The following is a 16,107-nucleotide window of genomic DNA, read 5'->3' as shown; positions in this document are numbered from 1 at the left end:
GAGGTTGCCATGGCTTCTACCAAACCGATTGTCGATTTAAAGGGATTATGGTTCAGGTATAATGAACAAAGTGAGTGGGTCCTGCGGGATGTTGATTTTTCTGTCAATCAGGGCGAATGGGTGGCAGTCGTTGGCCACAATGGGTCAGGAAAATCAACATTGGCCAAATGCCTCAATGGGATTTTGCTCCCTGAGGTAGGAACGGTTAAGATCAATGGGTATAATACGTTGAATGAAGACCATATTTGGGAGATTCGTCAATGGGTTGGTATGGTGTTTCAGAATCCTGACAACCAATTTGTCGGGACGACGGTACAAGATGATGTTGCTTTTGGCATGGAAAATCATGGTTTGCCACGTGAGGAAATGGTCAAACGGTTGGAGCAGTCTTTGACCCGCGTCCATATGCTTGATTATATCAACCAAGAGCCTCACCGCCTGTCAGGGGGGCAAAAGCAACGGGTCGCGATTGCTGGGATCGTTGCCTTAGAACCAGAGATTATTGTACTAGATGAAGCCACATCGATGCTTGATCCTCAAGGTAGACATGATATTCTAGAGTTAATGAAACAATTAAACAAAGAGTTAGGGATTACGGTTATTTCAATTACCCATGATTTAGAGGAGACCCTACATGCCGACCGCATGCTTGTTATGAATGATGGTGAGCCATTAATGCAAGGGCAACCAGCCGATATTTTTCAAGATCCCGAACGCTTAACACAAATCGGTTTGGATTTGCCACTTGCCATCAAGCTGCGCCAAGCATTGTCACAGCGAGGGGTTCCGATCAAGGAGACCGTTATCGAACAAGATGACTTGGTGGAGAGTTTATGGACATTGTATTCAAAGATGTGACACATATTTATCACAAAGGGACACCGTTTGAACAGCGGGCCATTGAAAACACGAATTTGTCGATTGCTTCGGGAAGTTTTGTCTCTGTCATTGGTCATACGGGGTCAGGGAAGTCAACGTTGATTCAGCATTTTAATGGATTGCTAAAGCCGACAACCGGGACAATCACGATGGGTGATATGGAGTTATCCGGTAAAAGTGATAAAAAGGCATTGCGCCGTTTGCGTCAGTATGTTGGTTTAGTGTTTCAATATCCTGAGCATCAATTATTTGAAGAAACCGTTCTTCGTGACATTTGTTTTGGTCCATTAAATTTTGGCGCGACAGAAGAGGAAGCTGAGCAGAAGGCGTATCATGCGATGGATTTGGTGGGGTTGCCTAAGGATCTAGCTGAACGTTCACCGTTTGATTTAAGCGGTGGACAAATGAGGCGTGTTGCCATTGCCGGCGTCATAGCCATGGAACCGAAAGTGATGATTCTTGATGAACCGACAGCCGGATTAGATCCTAAGGGACAGAGAGATATCCTCTCATTGTTTCAGCACCTACATGCTGAACGCGGACTGACGACGGTCATGGTTACACATCATATGGCTGATGCCGCTATTTATTCTGATGAGATTATTGTTATGGATCAAGGTCAGATGGTCATGCAAGATAGTCCTGATAAGATTTTCGCACAAGTCGAGCGATTAAAAGGATTGGGCTTGGATATTCCAGAAACCATGGCATTTTTGGCTAGATGGCGGCAGAAATTAGGTCGTGATGACTATCCAGCCGTGTTTACCGTTGATGATACAAGTGATGCTCTCATGAATGATTTATACGGGAGCCGGAGAGGCGGTGTGGGCCGTTGAAAATCATTATTGGTCAATATGTCCCTGGTGGATCCATCATTCATAGGCTTGATCCGCGTGCTAAGATTTTGACCGTTTTTCTGTATGTTGTGATTGTTTTTTTGGCAAATAATTGGTTGACACATGCGTTAAGTGTTGCCTTTATTATTGTTGGTGTTCTCCTTTCGCGGGTGCCATTGCGATTTATTTATAATGGGTTAAAACCTATTTTTATTCTTGTCCTTATCACATTTATTTTAAATCTTTGGTTAACCAAAACTGGCGATCCTTTGGTTGAGTGGGGATGGCTGACGATTTATGAAGGTGGTCTGAAGCAAGCTCTTTTGATATCGGTTCGCTTACTTGTCATTATTGTTTCGACAACCTTATTGACATTAACAACGACACCCATTGCGATTACTGATGCTTTGGAAGTGCTTCTTGGCCCTTTAAAGAAAATTAAATGTCCCGTGCATGAATTTGCGTTGATGATGTCTATTTCATTACGATTCATACCCACCTTGGTTGAAGAAACGGATAAAATTATGAAAGCGCAGATGGCTCGAGGGGTTGATTTTTTTACGGGTTCCTTGATGAAAAGGGCTAAAGCTGTCATACCGCTGCTTGTACCATTATTTGTGAGTTCATTCAAGCGTGCTGAAGATTTAGCGATGGCGATGGAGTCTCGAGGATATCGCGGAGATGTTGGTCGAACGCGTTTTCGTAAGTTACTGTGGACTTTTAGAGATACGATGGTGTTGGTATTGCTACTTGCTCTTACAGTAAGCCTGCTGATTTTACGGAATGGTTGAGAGGGGCGGTTAGATTGCCAAGAATCATGTGTACAGTTGCTTATGACGGAACGCATTTTTCAGGGTATCAAGTGCAACCGAATGCCCGGACCGTTCAGTCAGAGGTTGAGGATGCTTTACTAAAAATGCATAAAGGTCGGTTGATCCGAATTCATGCATCTGGACGGACGGATGCGGGCGTACATGCCAGAGGTCAGGTGTTTCATTTTGATACGCCCTTAGAAATTGAACCAGAAAGATGGGCTCATGCTTTAAACACATTAACCCCAGCGGATATCAAGATATTAACTGCTTCCGTCGCTCGTGATGACTTCCATGCTCGTTTTGACGTGATTGGCAAGGAATATCGTTATTTCATTGACAATGTGGCTGATCAAGACATTTTTCGGCGGTTGTATGCGGCCCATATTCCAAGACCATTAGACCTCATCCTCATGCAAACGGCAGCTGAGTATCTAGAGGGGACGCATGACTTTTCTTCGTTTTGTGCAGCCAGATCTTCGACTCAAGATAAGGTGAGAACGATTAAAACCATTAATGTCACTGAGAATGAAAATACTTTTACGTTAACCTTTAAAGGTGATGGTTTTTTATATCAAATGGTTCGAATTATGGTAGGGACATTATTAGCTGTTGGACAAGGTCGTATAGGCCCTGAAGTCATTCCAGATATTATTGCTGCCCGTGACCGACGACGGGCTTCTATGACAGCACCTCCACACGGGCTGTTTCTTTGGGATGTCTTTTATCAAGATTGTGAGATCAAGGATTAAAATCACCTTGACATGAGTTCTCATGTGTTATAGTATATAATTTGGCATTTATGTAAGCACCACTGTAGCCCCGTTTACTATAGATGACTGTTTACGATGCTTTTATAGGAGGGAAATAATCGTGCGTACAACATATATGGCGAAACCACAAGATGTCGAACGCAAATGGTTCGTTGTCGATGCTGAAGGTGAGACACTTGGTCGTTTGTCAAGTGAAGTGGCAAAACTACTTCGAGGCAAACATAAGCCAGAGTATACACCTCACGTTGACACAGGCGATCACGTTGTTGTTATTAATGCTGATAAAATTCGCCTAACTGGTAAAAAACTTACTGACAAGAAATATTATAATCACAGTCGATACCCAGGTGGCTTGCGTGAACGTTCTGCGCTTGAAATGCGGAATAAATATCCACGTGAGATGCTTGAACGGACAATCAAAGGTATGCTTCCACATAATACCCTAGGACGCCAAATGGGTCGGAAGCTTAATGTCTATGCTGGTGCTGAGCATCCGCATCAAGCTCAACAACCTGAAAAATATGAATTAAAAGGATAATGAGTTAGGAGGGAATTGAATTGGCTAAAGTCCAATACAACGGCACAGGTCGTCGTAAGACATCTGTTGCTCGTGTTCGTTTGGTGCCTGGTGAAGGTCAAATTGTCATTAACAAAAAGCATATTGATGACTACCTTGACTTTGCAGCACTTAAAGAAATGATTAGACAACCATTGATCAGTACAGAAACTGATGGTAAGTATGACGTGTTAGTAAACGTTGAAGGCGGAGGTTCCACTGGCCAAGCTGGTGCGATTCGCCACGGCGTTGCTCGTGCTTTGCTTCAAGCTGACCCTGATTATCGTCAGACGTTGAAGCGCGCTGGTTATCTTACACGTGATTCACGTATGAAAGAACGTAAAAAGTACGGTCTCAAAGCAGCCCGTCGTGCGCCACAGTTCTCGAAGCGTTAATTTTGCTGAAGAAAACCTCGTTCGTTTGAACGGGGTTTTTCTATGGCTACCATGGCAAAAGCTGTTAGCATGATACGTCTCCATTCATCAAAAGCTACAGATGAAAGGAGGCGTTTTTTATAATGGCAATCGTCACCGACTTTCAAAAGGTTTATCGACATAAACAAGTGGATTTTGAAAGGAAACTTCTTAAAGAACTTTCCATACACAATATTGAATCCATGATAGCAGAGTATTTTGATTCATTTCTTAAGCCGTTATCTATATATAAACAGACGATTAGTGACATGTGCTTAGACTATGCCATTGAATCATATTTACTGGGGGCCTCCTATGGTCGCTTAGGCTACTATGATGGCGAGTCAGCAAAAAGTGCTTTTAAAAAGAGTTCCAGTCGATTTAAAACTTTGCTGGATGATCTGTATGATTTCTGGATGTTTGGGTTCCATGCCGATGATTTAATGTATGAATCCCTTTATATGGCTTGTGAAGGTTTTATGTACTATTGGTGGACTGATGGTTTTGAGCAAACTGTTAGAAGGTATCGTTTACGACTTCATTAAATAAAATCATAAAAATCCCTCTCGTCCCATATGTATGAGTTAGACAGGCATATGGACGGAGGGACTTCTTATGTTTAAAAATAAATGGTTAAGGTGGTCGGCCATTGCTGCTGGAGCTATTTTATTAGTTGTCATTTTAAATTATGAAGTGTTGACCCGGAATTCCTGGAACAATTGGAATCTGCCGTTATCGGGAAGGGTTATTGTTCTTGATCCTGGACATGGCGGGGTTGATGGCGGTGCTGAAGGCGGGAAGGTTAAAGAGAAAGATATCGCTTTACAAATCGCTAAGAAATTAAAGGATGACTTACAAGCCTCGGGTGCGCTTGTGTTAATGACACGTGAGAAGGATCAGGATTTAGCTGATGAAGATCTTCAAGGGAATAGTCGTCGAAAAACACAAGATTTAAAGCGACGTGCAGAGATGGTTAAAGATAGTGAAGCCGATGCCATGGTGAGTATTCATTTGAACGCGATCCCTTCATCTCAATGGCGAGGTGCGCAAACCTTTTATCATCCGCAATCTAAGGAAAATAAAAAAATGGCTAAATTCATTCAAGACTCCCTTAGGAATGAGTTAAATAATACGAACCGTGTCGCGAAAGCCATTAATAGCATCTATTTATTAAAAGTTGCAAAACAACCCTCAGCTCTTGTTGAAGTCGGGTTTTTATCGAATCCAGATGAAAGACAATTACTCAACACTGATGATTACCAACAGAAAGTTGCAGCCTCTATTTACCAAGGACTTATGCGCTATTTTACTGACGAACCTGTTCCTGAATTGGAATAGGTTTTTGTTTATTAAAAAGTGGTGATCGATGCTAGGTTATTGATGTTTTGTTATACTGTACTTGTAATCATTTTCAAAGGAGGCCACTATTTTGACAAAAGAAGAGGTCATTGAGATTCTTAAGTCAATGGAAGACCCACATTTACATAAAAGTATTGAAGAAACAGGCGGCATTCGGGAAGTGAAAGTGGACGATACTTTTGTCAGTCTTAAGATTGCCTTAGGCAAGACGCAAACAGCTGAACAAATGAAATTGCAGCAAGAGATTGTACAGAAAGTGAAGCAAAATGGAGCTGAATCCGTTGGTTTGCGGTTTGAGCAACTGACTGATGAGGAGTTAGCGGCACTGGGTGGTATCCCCGAAGAGCAAGGCCCTTCCCTGTTGGCGGAAGGCAGTAAAACACAGTTTATTTCGGTTGCAAGCGGAAAAGGCGGTGTCGGTAAGTCAACAGTTTCAGTTAATTTAGCATTAGGCTTACAACGTATTGGCAAAAAAGTTGGGATTCTTGATGCTGATATTTATGGATTTAGCATCCCGGATATGATGGGTATTGAGAATCGGCCGACAGTTGTTGACAAACGAATTCAACCCGTCGACCGTTTCGGTGTTAAGGTTATTTCTATGGGCTTTTTTGTTGAAGACAATTCGCCGGTTATTTGGCGCGGTCCAATGTTAGGTAAGATGCTCAATCAATTTTTCAGTGAAGTTGACTGGGGTGATTTGGATTACCTTATTTTAGATTTGCCACCAGGAACGGGCGATATTGCTATGGATATTCAGTCGATGGTGCCGTCTGGTAATGAACTAATTGTAACAACGCCACATCCAACAGCGGCTTTTGTTGCAGCGCGTGCAGGGGCTATGGCTATAAAAACGGAACACAAACTGCTCGGTGTTATTGAGAATATGTCCTATTTTAAAAGTGATAAAACCGGAGAAATTGCACATATTTTCGGAGAAGGCGGCGGAGAAAAACTTAGTGAGAACCTGGGTACAGAATTATTGGGGCAGATTCCACTTAATCAACCGGAAGAAAAAGATGATGTTTTTGCTCCGGGTTGCTATTTTGAAGATGAATCGATTGGGCAATTGTATACGGATGTTGCCAAAAATGTTGACGCAAAATTACAGTGATAAAAAGGCTGTCCTCAAGAGGGGACAGCCTTGATTTTACTAAGAGCTTTGACCTTGACCCTTGCTTTTATTGCTGCTTTGTTGTTTACTCTGCTCCTGGCCTTGTTGGCCTTTCATTTGCTTTTCTATAGCTTTGCTAATGACCTTAGACATTTTTTCTTGGAATAGCGGGCTCGATATGGTATCAAGGACGACGGTCTGCATTTGTTCTCTAAATGGTTTGGTCTTCATGAGATCAAGGTATTGCTCCTGCATTTTTGGTGCTTTTAGAATGCTCATCATCATTTCTTGGTATGCAGGGTCTTTCATAAGATGTTTGAGTAACTTCTCGTTGTTTTTTTGCATAGACTTTGCCAGTTTCTCTGAGAACTTTGGATCACTAATGAGTTCGGTCCAAAACTGTTTCCCTTTTTTTGATTCAACGGTATTCATAAGGGTTTCTTTAACGAAATCATGGTCAAGGACTAAAGCTTGCTTCATTTCTTCCTCTTTTAGAATGTCGCGAAGCGCCTTTTTTCCTTGATCACTTTTCAACATATCGACGAACATTTTCTTTGTTTGTTCATATGATGGATCTGAGCCGCTTTGGGCTTGTTTAGCTGCACAGCCTCCAGAGAACAACAGTAATAGGCAGACCATCGTGATTTGAATAACTTTATACATAAAATGGAGTCACACTCCTTAATACTTCTTTACATTTTAATATGGGGCTATATAGGGAGAACTTATGCAATAAAAGATGATGGGTTTATTGGCTTTTTTTCCATGAGGTTGGTAAAATCAAAAGTGGATATGGTTAAGATGGGGGACAAATGAGTGAGTATAAGAATTTGGGTAGCTTTATTCATAAAAACATTAGGTTTAGGAGCGGTAGCTGCATTATTCTTTGGTTTAATCCTGTTAAACCCATTTTCCACCGGGAATTTTTTAGGTTTCTTTGTGACAACGGCTATTATGGGCTTGCTCTTCAGCGCGATTAGCCAAATGGGTTTTTTTGCTTATTTAACCTTGCACAGAATAGGTCTTGGTATGTTTAAATCCCACAGCTTATGGTCCAAGGTACAATGGGTACTGATTGCCTTTACATTCTTTGATCTTGTTTACTTGCGTTATCAGGCTTTTGCTAAAGACCATGAAAGTGTGTTCAGTTATTTGGTACTTCCGGCTATTCTTTTAGTTGTCAGTTATATTGTGGCTGAAATTAAGAAACGGGAAACAAACCACTATGCTTTTGTTCCAACAATGTTTCTTATGTTTGTTGTCACGGCAATTGAATGGATACCTGATCTACGGACGAATGACCAATGGCTTTGGATTATGGGCGGAACACTTTTAGCTTGTAATACATACCAAGTGTTGAAACTGCATCGTCTGTTACGTGCCAATCAATAAAACAAAAAGCGGTCGTCGTTTAAGACGGCCGCTTTTTGCTTTACTCAAGCGTTTTTGATTTCACCTTCGCATCTGAGACTAACTTTGATAAGGAAACCATTTTAAGACCCTTATCTTGCAAGCCTTCAATGATAAGTGGTAAGGCATTGAGGGTTTGTTTAGCTGAATCAGATGCATGTAACCTTATAATGTCACCTTTCTGGGTATGATTAAGAACGTAAGCTGCGATTTTCTTGTGTCCTGGATTTGCGGTATCTTGCGGATTAACACTCCATAAGACCACATCTTGGTTTAATTTGTTTGCGACATTTAAGACATCTTTGTTGATTTTACCTTTGGGCGGTCGAAGGAATGTCGGTGAATCTCCGCTGATTTTATTAATCATTTGCTTGGCCTGTAAAATGTCATTTTTAATATCGTTTGTTTCCATTGAGGTATAAGTGTTGTGTTTCATGCCGTGTGAGGCAATTTCTAAATCAGCTTTTTTTATCTTATCGATGAGGTTAGGATGGGCATCAACCCATTCGCCAGTTACAAAAAAGGTGGCATTGATGTTTTCTTTTTTTAAAAACTTAAGAATGGGCTTGACTCGTGCTTCACCCCAACCAATGTCAAAAGTTAAAGCCACCTGTTGCTTGTTAGTTTGCACTTTGGATAATGCTTTAGGCCCTTGTGATGTGGAAAACACTGCAACACTCTCACTTTGCACAAACGCTACTAAGGCCGCAAAAAAAGCGGCAACAACAATAAATGCGGTATGTTTAGCTTTTTTACCGTTTAAAATCCATACAAAAAGCATTGTCGTCCTCCTAATATAGGGTTTGTACTATATTTATTTTCATAGGGGACGAGATATGTCTTGACGGTTGAGTTTAATCATTATTTATAAAAACATGGCAATCGGTGAATAATTAATATTGTGAAGTGAGGTGACATTTATGTTAGGTGCTTTGTTTTTAGATAAAGAAGTCGAAGAAGTTAAGTATTTACTTAAAAGTGAACTGGAAGATTTGCTTCATGATATAACAGATGATCAACTCCACCATGTTGTAAGAAGAGCGATGGAAGAGCGTTATCAAATCCTCTTTAAAATATTAAAACGATTTGCATCTCGAGAAGAGTGCATAAAATATGTAAGAACCCAACAGAACATAAAATAATTAAGGGATTAGGGATTGACGAAGTCTACATAAATTGTTATTATACAAAATGTCGCTTTTTGCAGCGACTAATACACAACTATTATTAACTCTTAAAGATGCGAGTTGACATGATGTATAGATTGTGTTAAACTAATATAGTTGCTTTAAAAAAAGGTTGCATTAATGTGAAGATGTTGAATTGGTCAATGAACTTTGACATTAGTCGCATAACTTTTAAGGAAAGCATCATTTACTAAAAGGTTATTGACATTATAGTTAACCCTTGCTATAATATAAAGGTCGCTTTGATGAGCAACAACATGAGCGAATGACAGATTGCTCTTTGAAAACTAAACAAAACTCAAGCGCTGTTTGAAAGGAACCTCTTTTCAAACATAGCCAAGGGTCAAACGTTTGTAGATATTGGCTTAACAGCCAAGGATGTAAAGAAAGGCCGACTAACGGCGTGACGTCCTGTCACAACGTCGGCACTTGTACGTCCTATACATCGGAGAGTTTGATCCTGGCTCAGGACGAACGCTGGCGGCGTGCCTAATACATGCAAGTCGAGCGCGAGATATTCTATGATCTCTTCGGAGTGATTAGGGTGGATCGAGCGGCGGACGGGTGAGTAACACGTGGGTAACCTGCCTGTAAGCTCGGAATAACCCCGGGAAACCGGAGCTAATGCCGAATGTGATCATCGCACCGCATGGTGCGATGAATAAAGACGGCTTTGTCGTCACTTACAGAGGGGCCCGCGGCGCATTAGTTTGTTGGTGAGGTTAAGGCTTACCAAGGCGACGATGCGTAGCCGACCTGAGAGGGTGATCGGCCACACTGGGACTGAGACACGGCCCAGACTCCTACGGGAGGCAGCAGTAGGGAATCATCCGCAATGGACGAAAGTCTGACGGTGCAACGCCGCGTGAGTGATGAAGGTCTTCGGATCGTAAAGCTCTGTTGTCAGCGAAGAACAGGTGCCATAGGTAATGATGGCGCTTTGACGGTATCTGACCAGAAAGCCCCGGCTAACTACGTGCCAGCAGCCGCGGTAATACGTAGGGGGCAAGCGTTGTCCGGAATTATTGGGCGTAAAGCGCGCGCAGGCGGCTTCTTAAGTCTGATGTGAAAGCCCGTGGCTCAACCACGGAGGGGCATTGGAAACTGGGGAGCTTGAGTACAGGAGAGGAGAGCGGAATTCCACGTGTAGCGGTGAAATGCGTAGAGATGTGGAGGAACACCAGTGGCGAAAGCGGCTCTCTGGCCTGTAACTGACGCTGAGGCGCGAAAGCGTGGGGAGCGAACAGGATTAGATACCCTGGTAGTCCACGCCGTAAACGATGAGTGCTAGGTGTTAGGGGGGTCCAACCCCTTAGTGCTGAAGTTAACACATTAAGCACTCCGCCTGGGGAGTACGACCGCAAGGTTGAAACTCAAAGGAATTGACGGGGGCCCGCACAAGCAGTGGAGCATGTGGTTTAATTCGAAGCAACGCGAAGAACCTTACCAGGTCTTGACATCCTCTGACAACCCTAGAGATAGGGCGTTCCCCTTCGGGGGACAGAGTGACAGGTGGTGCATGGTTGTCGTCAGCTCGTGTCGTGAGATGTTGGGTTAAGTCCCGCAACGAGCGCAACCCCTAATCTTAGTTGCCAGCATTCAGTTGGGCACTCTAAGGTGACTGCCGGTGACAAACCGGAGGAAGGTGGGGATGACGTCAAATCATCATGCCCCTTATGACCTGGGCAACACACGTGCTACAATGGGCGGCACAACGGGCAGCGAAACCGCGAGGTTCAGCGAATCCCTTAAAGCCGCTCTCAGTTCGGATTGTAGGCTGCAACTCGCCTGCATGAAGCCGGAATTGCTAGTAATCGCGGATCAGCATGCCGCGGTGAATCCGTTCCCGGGCCTTGTACACACCGCCCGTCACACCACGAGAGTCCGCAACACCCGAAGTCGGCTCCGGCCGCCGAAGGTGGGGCGAATGATTGGGGTGAAGTCGTAACAAGGTAGCCGTATCGGAAGGTGCGGCTGGATCACCTCCTTTCTAAGGATATAAGAACGATACATGGACTCGCATTTGCGAGCCNGAACCTACCGACAGATTGTCGGTGATGATCCTTGACTATGCTTCAGCGCTTGATGAGTTTTGTTTGGTTTTGAGAGAGGAATCTCTCAAGTTGTTCCTTGAGAACTGGATAACGAAGGTAGAAACAAAGCATCTCATAGGTTAAGCTATGAAGAGCGCACGGTGGATGCCTTGGCACTAGGAGCCGATGAAGGACGGGACGAACACCGATATGCTCCGGTAAGCTGTAAGTAGGCTTTGACCCGGAGATTTCCGAATGGGGCAACCCGCGACCCTGAACGGGTCGTATTCATATCTGAATTCATAGGGTATGAAAGGCACACCTGGGGAACTGAAACATCTTAGTACCCAGAGGAAGAGAAAGCAAACGCGATTCCCTGAGTAGTGGCGAGCGAAACGGGACCAGCCCAAACCAAGAGCGAGTCTCTTGGGGTTGTAGGACACACCATCACGTGGCATCGGTATAGATGAATCGGCTTGGAACAGCCAGCCAAAGAAGGTAATAGCCCTGTAATCGACATGCCGGATGACACGGGTGTGGATCCTGAGTACGGCGGGACACGAGAAACCCCGTCGGAAGCTGGGAGGACCATCTCCCAAGGCTGAATACTCCCTAGTGACCGATAGTGAACCAGTACCGTGAGGGAAAGGTGAAAAGCACCCCGGAAGGGGAGTGAAAGAGAACCTGAAACCGTGTGCTTACAAGTAGTCGTAGTCCCCTTCGGGGGATGACGGCGTACCTTTTGTAGAATGGACCGGCGAGTTGCGATCACAAGCAAGGTTAAGCTGAAGAGGCGGAGCCGCAGCGAAAGCGAGTCTGAACAGGGCGTATGAGTTTGTGGTTGCAGACCCGAAACCGATGTGATCTACCCATGGCCAGGGTGAAGTCCAGGTAACACTGGATGGAGGCCCGAACCCACGTATGTTGAAAAATGCGGGGATGAGCGGTGGGTAGCGGTGAAATTCCAATCGAACTCGGAGATAGCTGGTTCTCCCCGAAATAGCTTTAGGGCTAGCCTCGAGGGAAGAGTCTTGGAGGTAGAGCACTGATTGAGTGCGGGGTCCTCACCGGATTACCAAATTCAGTCAAACTCCGAATGCCAAAGACTTAGCCTCGGGAGTCAGGCTGCGAGTGATAAGATCCGTAGCCGAGAGGGAAACAGCCCAGACCACCAGCTAAGGTCCCTAAGTATACGTTAAGTGGCAAAGGATGTGGCGTTGCCCAGACAACCAGGATGTTGGCTTAGAAGCAGCCATCATTGAAAGAGTGCGTAATAGCTCACTGGTCGAGTGGCGCTGCGCCGAAAATGTAACGGGGCTAAACGTATCACCGAAGCTGTGGATGACGTTGTCATGGTAGGGGAGCGTTCTAAGGGCATTGAAGTCAGACCGGAAGGTCTGTTGGAGCGCTTAGAAGTGAGAATGCCGGTATGAGTAGCGAAAAGAAGGGTGAGAATCCCTTCCGTCGAAAGCCTAAGGGTTCCTGAGGAAGGTTCGTCCGCTCAGGGTTAGTCGGGGCCTAAGCTGAGGCCGTAAGGCGTAGGCGATGGACAACAGGTTGAAATTCCTGTACCACCTGCCGCCGTCCGAGTGACGGGGGGACGCAGGAAGGCAAGGCCAGCGCACGGATGGAAGCGTGCGTTCAAGCCGTAAGGCTGATGGTGAGGCAAATCCCGCCATCTTATAGCCGAGCGGTGATGAGGAGGGAATTTAAGTACCGAAGGGCCTGTACCTACACTGCCAAGAAAAGCCTCTAGCGAGGCGGTAGGTGCCCGTACCCAGAACCAACACAGGTAGGCGAGGAGAGCATCCTAAGACGCTCGGGAGAACTCTCGTTAAGGAACTCGGCAAAATGACCCCGTAACTTTGGGAGAAGGGGTGCTCGTCCGGGTGATGAGCCTGGATGAGCCGCAGTGAAAAGATCCAAGCGACTGTTTACCAAAAACACAGGTCTCTGCTAAACCGAAAGGTGACGTATAGGGGCTGACACCTGCCCGGTGCTGGAAGGTTAAGAGGAGCTGTTATCCCTTTCGGGAGAAGCAGCGAATCGAAGCCCCAGTAAACGGCGGCCGTAACTATAACGGTCCTAAGGTAGCGAAATTCCTTGTCGGGTAAGTTCCGACCCGCACGAAAGGTGCAACGACTTGGATACTGTCTCAACGAGAGACCCGGTGAAATTATAGTACCTGTGAAGATGCAGGTTACCCGCGACAGGACGGAAAGACCCCATGGAGCTTTACTGTAGCTTGATATTGGGTATCGGTATCGTTTGTACAGGATAGGTAGGAGCCAGAGAAACCGGAGCGCCAGCTTCGGTGGAGGCACTGGTGGGATACTACCCTGACGATTCGGATATCCTAACCTAGAACCGTGATCCGGTTCGGAGACAGTGTCAGGTGGGCAGTTTGACTGGGGCGGTCGCCTCCTAAAAGGTAACGGAGGCGCCCAAAGGTTCCCTCAGAATGGTTGGAAATCATTCGCAGAGTGCAAAGGCATAAGGGAGCTTGACTGCGAGACCTACAAGTCGAGCAGGGACGAAAGTCGGGCTTAGTGATCCGGTGGCACCGCATGGAAGGGCCATCGCTCAACGGATAAAAGCTACCCTGGGGATAACAGGCTTATCTCCCCCAAGAGTCCACATCGACGGGGAGGTTTGGCACCTCGATGTCGGCTTATCGCATCCTGGGGCTGAAGTTGGTCCCAAGGGTTGGGCTGTTCGCCCATTAAAGCGGTACACGAGCTGGGTTCAGAACGTCGTGAGACAGTTCGGTCCCTATCCGTCGCGGGCGCAGGAAATCTGAGAGGCGCTGTCCTTAGTACGAGAGGACCGGGATGGACACACCGCTGGTGTACCAGTTGTTCCGCCAGGAGCACAGCTGGGTAGCTAAGTGTGGCCGGGATAAGTGCTGAAAGCATCTAAGCATGAAGCCCCCCTCAAGATGAGATTTCCCATGGCGTTAGGCCAGTAAGACCCCTTAGAGATGATGAGGTTGATAGGTCCGGTGTGGACGCGTGGTGACACGTGGAGCTGACGGATACTAATCGGTCGAGGGCTTATCCTAATTGAGATGCGTTTCTACTTTCGTTTCTAGTTCTGAAGGCGCAAGCCTTTAATTACATAGCATGTTTGTTTGTATAAGCGAGGATGTTATAGTGGTCAAAAGGATGTTCAACTAAGAACGTCACGTCCTGTGACAACACTGAACTGACTCACATCCTGTGAGCCCGGTGGTGATGGCGAAGAGGTCACACCCGTTCCCATCCCGAACACGGTCGTTAAGCTCTTCAGCGCCGATGGTAATTGGGGCTTTGCCCCTGTGAGAGTAGGACGCCGCCAGGCTACTTCATTATTAAACTTTTGACTTGCTTCCATAGCTCAGTCGGTAGAGCGCATCCATGGTAAGGATGAGGTCACCGGTTCGAGTCCGGTTGGAAGCTCTCATAGAAGCATTGATATGGCGGGGTTCATTGGTTATCTGATGTCCCGTCATTTTTTGTGTTAAAAACGGATTGGCACAAATTTGGCACAAACGATTTTTAAAGAGCATTTCGCGAAGGGCCACTAACAATTTCTCTATTTATCAATAGCTACATTTGTTTTGATTTAATTAATCTCTTAACGTACCTTACAGACCTTATATCTATGCTCAAAAAATCCATATGCGAATCTATACGTCCTGTTATCCAAAAGATAATTGTTCCAATAAACATAAACCAAAGGCTAAAACGTTAAAGTTGGATCATAACTTTATTGATTTATTAGAAAAATAACTGGAACGTCGTTCACTAACTTTGAAAGCATAACTTTTTGGTGTTTCATCAATTATCGCAATGTCTCGCTTTTCTGTAGTCAATTTCATTAAATTAAGCTCTTGGTACATACACTCTGATAATATTCCTTTGTGTATGTTTTTTGAGCTTCAATATCAGATCATCTTTAACATTTCTGACTTGAATAAGAATAACTTTGATTTAAATGTATCGAAAGATTTATATCAAAAAGCCAATAAAGAATCGGGAAAGGTTAGAAGCTTTACAAAAATAGCTGATCAAGGTTATGCTAAAATTAATACGGAAAAGGCTATAGATATTGTTGGATTAAAAGTCGCAAAATATTATAAGTTTTCATTTGCACAAATTAATGCTGATGTTGATCGTAATGCAGTAAAATATAATTATAACGTGAAAACTTATGTACCTGATGTTAATTATGATCAATACTATAGTACTGATCAAGAAACAAGTGGTATTCAAACAATGTCATGTAGCTTGAAAGGATTTGGAAAAGGTGCTGTTGGTGCAGGTTTAGTAGGAGGCGGTCTCGGTTACGCAGCTACTTGTTGGTGGTGATTTAATGAAAAGGTTAGCTTTTAGGTCTAAGAAATCAAGTATGGTTTTTATAGGTGTTATAGCTCTTATAGTTGGTTTCGTTTATGGAGTATTAAAAGGAACAGTTTTGATTTAATAATTAAATAAGTAAATGAATAAAAAAACTCTTAGTACTAAGAGGCTTTTTTGTATCTGATACCTGAATACTACATGAAAGCTCCTATAAATGCTCCAGTTTGGACTTTGAAACGCAGCTTTTCAAATGACGTCCGATAGAAATTAAATTATTAGATTAGCGCTGTTCATGGCTGCTGAATATGATGAATGCAAAACTGTTCTGCGGCAACACTTAAAATATAAAACCCCTTACACAAAAACGAGCGTTCACCGAAAGACGAGAGACGATC

14 protein-coding genes, 1 tRNA gene and 3 rRNA genes are annotated in these 16,107 nt (G+C 44.4%); 16 read left to right on the top strand and 2 right to left on the bottom strand.

Annotated elements, in window-relative coordinates; all coding sequences use genetic code 11:
• Window positions 1–9: 9 nt before the first annotated feature.
• From B9Y89_RS01030 to B9Y89_RS00990, 9 genes are all read left to right on the top strand, one after another.
• Entirely contained in the window at window positions 10–858 is an 849-nt protein-coding gene (locus B9Y89_RS01030; protein ID WP_085520732.1) for an energy-coupling factor ABC transporter ATP-binding protein, read from the top strand.
• Entirely contained in the window at window positions 834–1,715 is an 882-nt protein-coding gene (locus B9Y89_RS01025; protein WP_085520730.1) for an energy-coupling factor transporter ATPase, read from the top strand. Before B9Y89_RS01030 ends, B9Y89_RS01025 begins: the two co-directional genes overlap by 25 nt.
• The gene (locus B9Y89_RS01020; protein ID WP_085520728.1) at window positions 1,712–2,506 is read left to right on the top strand and encodes an energy-coupling factor transporter transmembrane component T family protein; all 795 of its coding nucleotides are present in this window, start codon (window positions 1,712–1,714) and stop codon (window positions 2,504–2,506) included. The genes B9Y89_RS01025 and B9Y89_RS01020 overlap by 4 nt, the downstream gene beginning before the upstream one ends.
• A gap of 26 nt (window positions 2,507–2,532) precedes the next feature.
• Window positions 2,533–3,279, top strand: coding sequence for a tRNA pseudouridine(38-40) synthase TruA (gene truA, locus B9Y89_RS01015; RefSeq protein WP_085520859.1), 747 nt, complete (start codon window positions 2,533–2,535; stop codon window positions 3,277–3,279).
• Between the two features lie 121 nt (window positions 3,280–3,400).
• Window positions 3,401–3,838: a 50S ribosomal protein L13 gene (gene rplM, locus B9Y89_RS01010; protein ID WP_085520726.1), complete on the top strand. Its 438-nt coding sequence runs from the start codon at window positions 3,401–3,403 to the stop codon at window positions 3,836–3,838.
• 20 nt (window positions 3,839–3,858) lie between these two features.
• Window positions 3,859–4,251, top strand: a complete 393-nt coding sequence (gene rpsI / locus B9Y89_RS01005; protein ID WP_085520724.1) for a 30S ribosomal protein S9 — start codon at window positions 3,859–3,861, stop codon at window positions 4,249–4,251.
• Window positions 4,252–4,373: 122 nt separating this feature from the next.
• Window positions 4,374–4,814 (top strand): DUF2521 family protein, encoded by a 441-nt coding sequence (locus tag B9Y89_RS01000; RefSeq protein ID WP_085520722.1) that lies wholly within the window; start codon window positions 4,374–4,376, stop codon window positions 4,812–4,814.
• Window positions 4,815–4,884: 70 nt separating this feature from the next.
• Entirely contained in the window at window positions 4,885–5,607 is a 723-nt protein-coding gene (gene cwlD, locus B9Y89_RS00995) for an N-acetylmuramoyl-L-alanine amidase CwlD (RefSeq protein WP_085520720.1), read from the top strand.
• An 88-nt stretch (window positions 5,608–5,695) separates the two neighbouring features.
• The gene (locus B9Y89_RS00990; protein ID WP_085520718.1) at window positions 5,696–6,742 is read left to right on the top strand and encodes an Mrp/NBP35 family ATP-binding protein; all 1,047 of its coding nucleotides are present in this window, start codon (window positions 5,696–5,698) and stop codon (window positions 6,740–6,742) included.
• A gap of 39 nt (window positions 6,743–6,781) precedes the next feature.
• Here the strand turns inward: B9Y89_RS00990 and gerD are convergent, their stop codons facing one another.
• Complete coding sequence (gene gerD / locus B9Y89_RS00985; protein ID WP_085520717.1) at window positions 6,782–7,405, bottom strand: spore germination lipoprotein GerD; 624 nt, start codon at window positions 7,403–7,405, stop codon at window positions 6,782–6,784.
• Between the two features lie 153 nt (window positions 7,406–7,558).
• On the opposite strand from gerD, the gene B9Y89_RS00980 reads away from it, so the two are divergent.
• Window positions 7,559–8,134 carry a KinB-signaling pathway activation protein gene (locus B9Y89_RS00980; RefSeq protein WP_085520715.1) on the top strand — a complete coding sequence of 192 codons (576 nt, stop codon included), beginning with the start codon at window positions 7,559–7,561 and terminating at the stop codon, window positions 8,132–8,134.
• A 40-nt stretch (window positions 8,135–8,174) separates the two neighbouring features.
• Here B9Y89_RS00980 and B9Y89_RS00975 read toward each other — a convergent pair whose 3' ends face one another.
• Window positions 8,175–8,933, bottom strand: a complete 759-nt coding sequence (locus B9Y89_RS00975; RefSeq protein ID WP_085520713.1) for a polysaccharide deacetylase family protein — start codon at window positions 8,931–8,933, stop codon at window positions 8,175–8,177.
• A gap of 139 nt (window positions 8,934–9,072) precedes the next feature.
• On the opposite strand from B9Y89_RS00975, the gene B9Y89_RS00970 reads away from it, so the two are divergent.
• The 6 genes from B9Y89_RS00970 to B9Y89_RS00945 all read left to right on the top strand — a co-directional run bounded on the left by B9Y89_RS00970 (window position 9,073) and on the right by B9Y89_RS00945 (window position 15,721).
• Complete coding sequence (locus tag B9Y89_RS00970) at window positions 9,073–9,294, top strand: hypothetical protein (protein WP_085520712.1); 222 nt, start codon at window positions 9,073–9,075, stop codon at window positions 9,292–9,294.
• A gap of 487 nt (window positions 9,295–9,781) precedes the next feature.
• A 16S ribosomal RNA gene (locus tag B9Y89_RS00965) occupies window positions 9,782–11,329 on the top strand.
• Between the two features lie 181 nt (window positions 11,330–11,510).
• A 23S ribosomal RNA gene (locus tag B9Y89_RS00960) occupies window positions 11,511–14,433 on the top strand.
• A 162-nt stretch (window positions 14,434–14,595) separates the two neighbouring features.
• Window positions 14,596–14,711 (top strand): 5S ribosomal RNA (gene rrf / locus B9Y89_RS00955).
• Together the 16S, 23S and 5S rRNA genes with 1 tRNA gene alongside form the textbook arrangement of a ribosomal RNA operon.
• Window positions 14,712–14,736: 25 nt before the next feature.
• A tRNA-Thr gene (locus B9Y89_RS00950) sits at window positions 14,737–14,809 on the top strand.
• Between the two features lie 513 nt (window positions 14,810–15,322).
• A complete protein-coding gene (locus B9Y89_RS00945) occupies window positions 15,323–15,721 on the top strand; it encodes a hypothetical protein (protein WP_139822664.1) in 399 nt (132 codons plus the stop codon).
• Window positions 15,722–16,107: the final 386 nt, after the last annotated feature.

Origin of the sequence: Tuberibacillus sp. Marseille-P3662, assembly GCF_900178005.1 — a bacterium.
In the GTDB taxonomy this organism is placed as follows: Bacteria; Bacillota; Bacilli; order Bacillales; family Sporolactobacillaceae; genus Marseille-P3662.
Note: the sequence above shows the minus strand (reverse complement) of the source record. Positions and strands in the feature narration are given on the sequence as shown.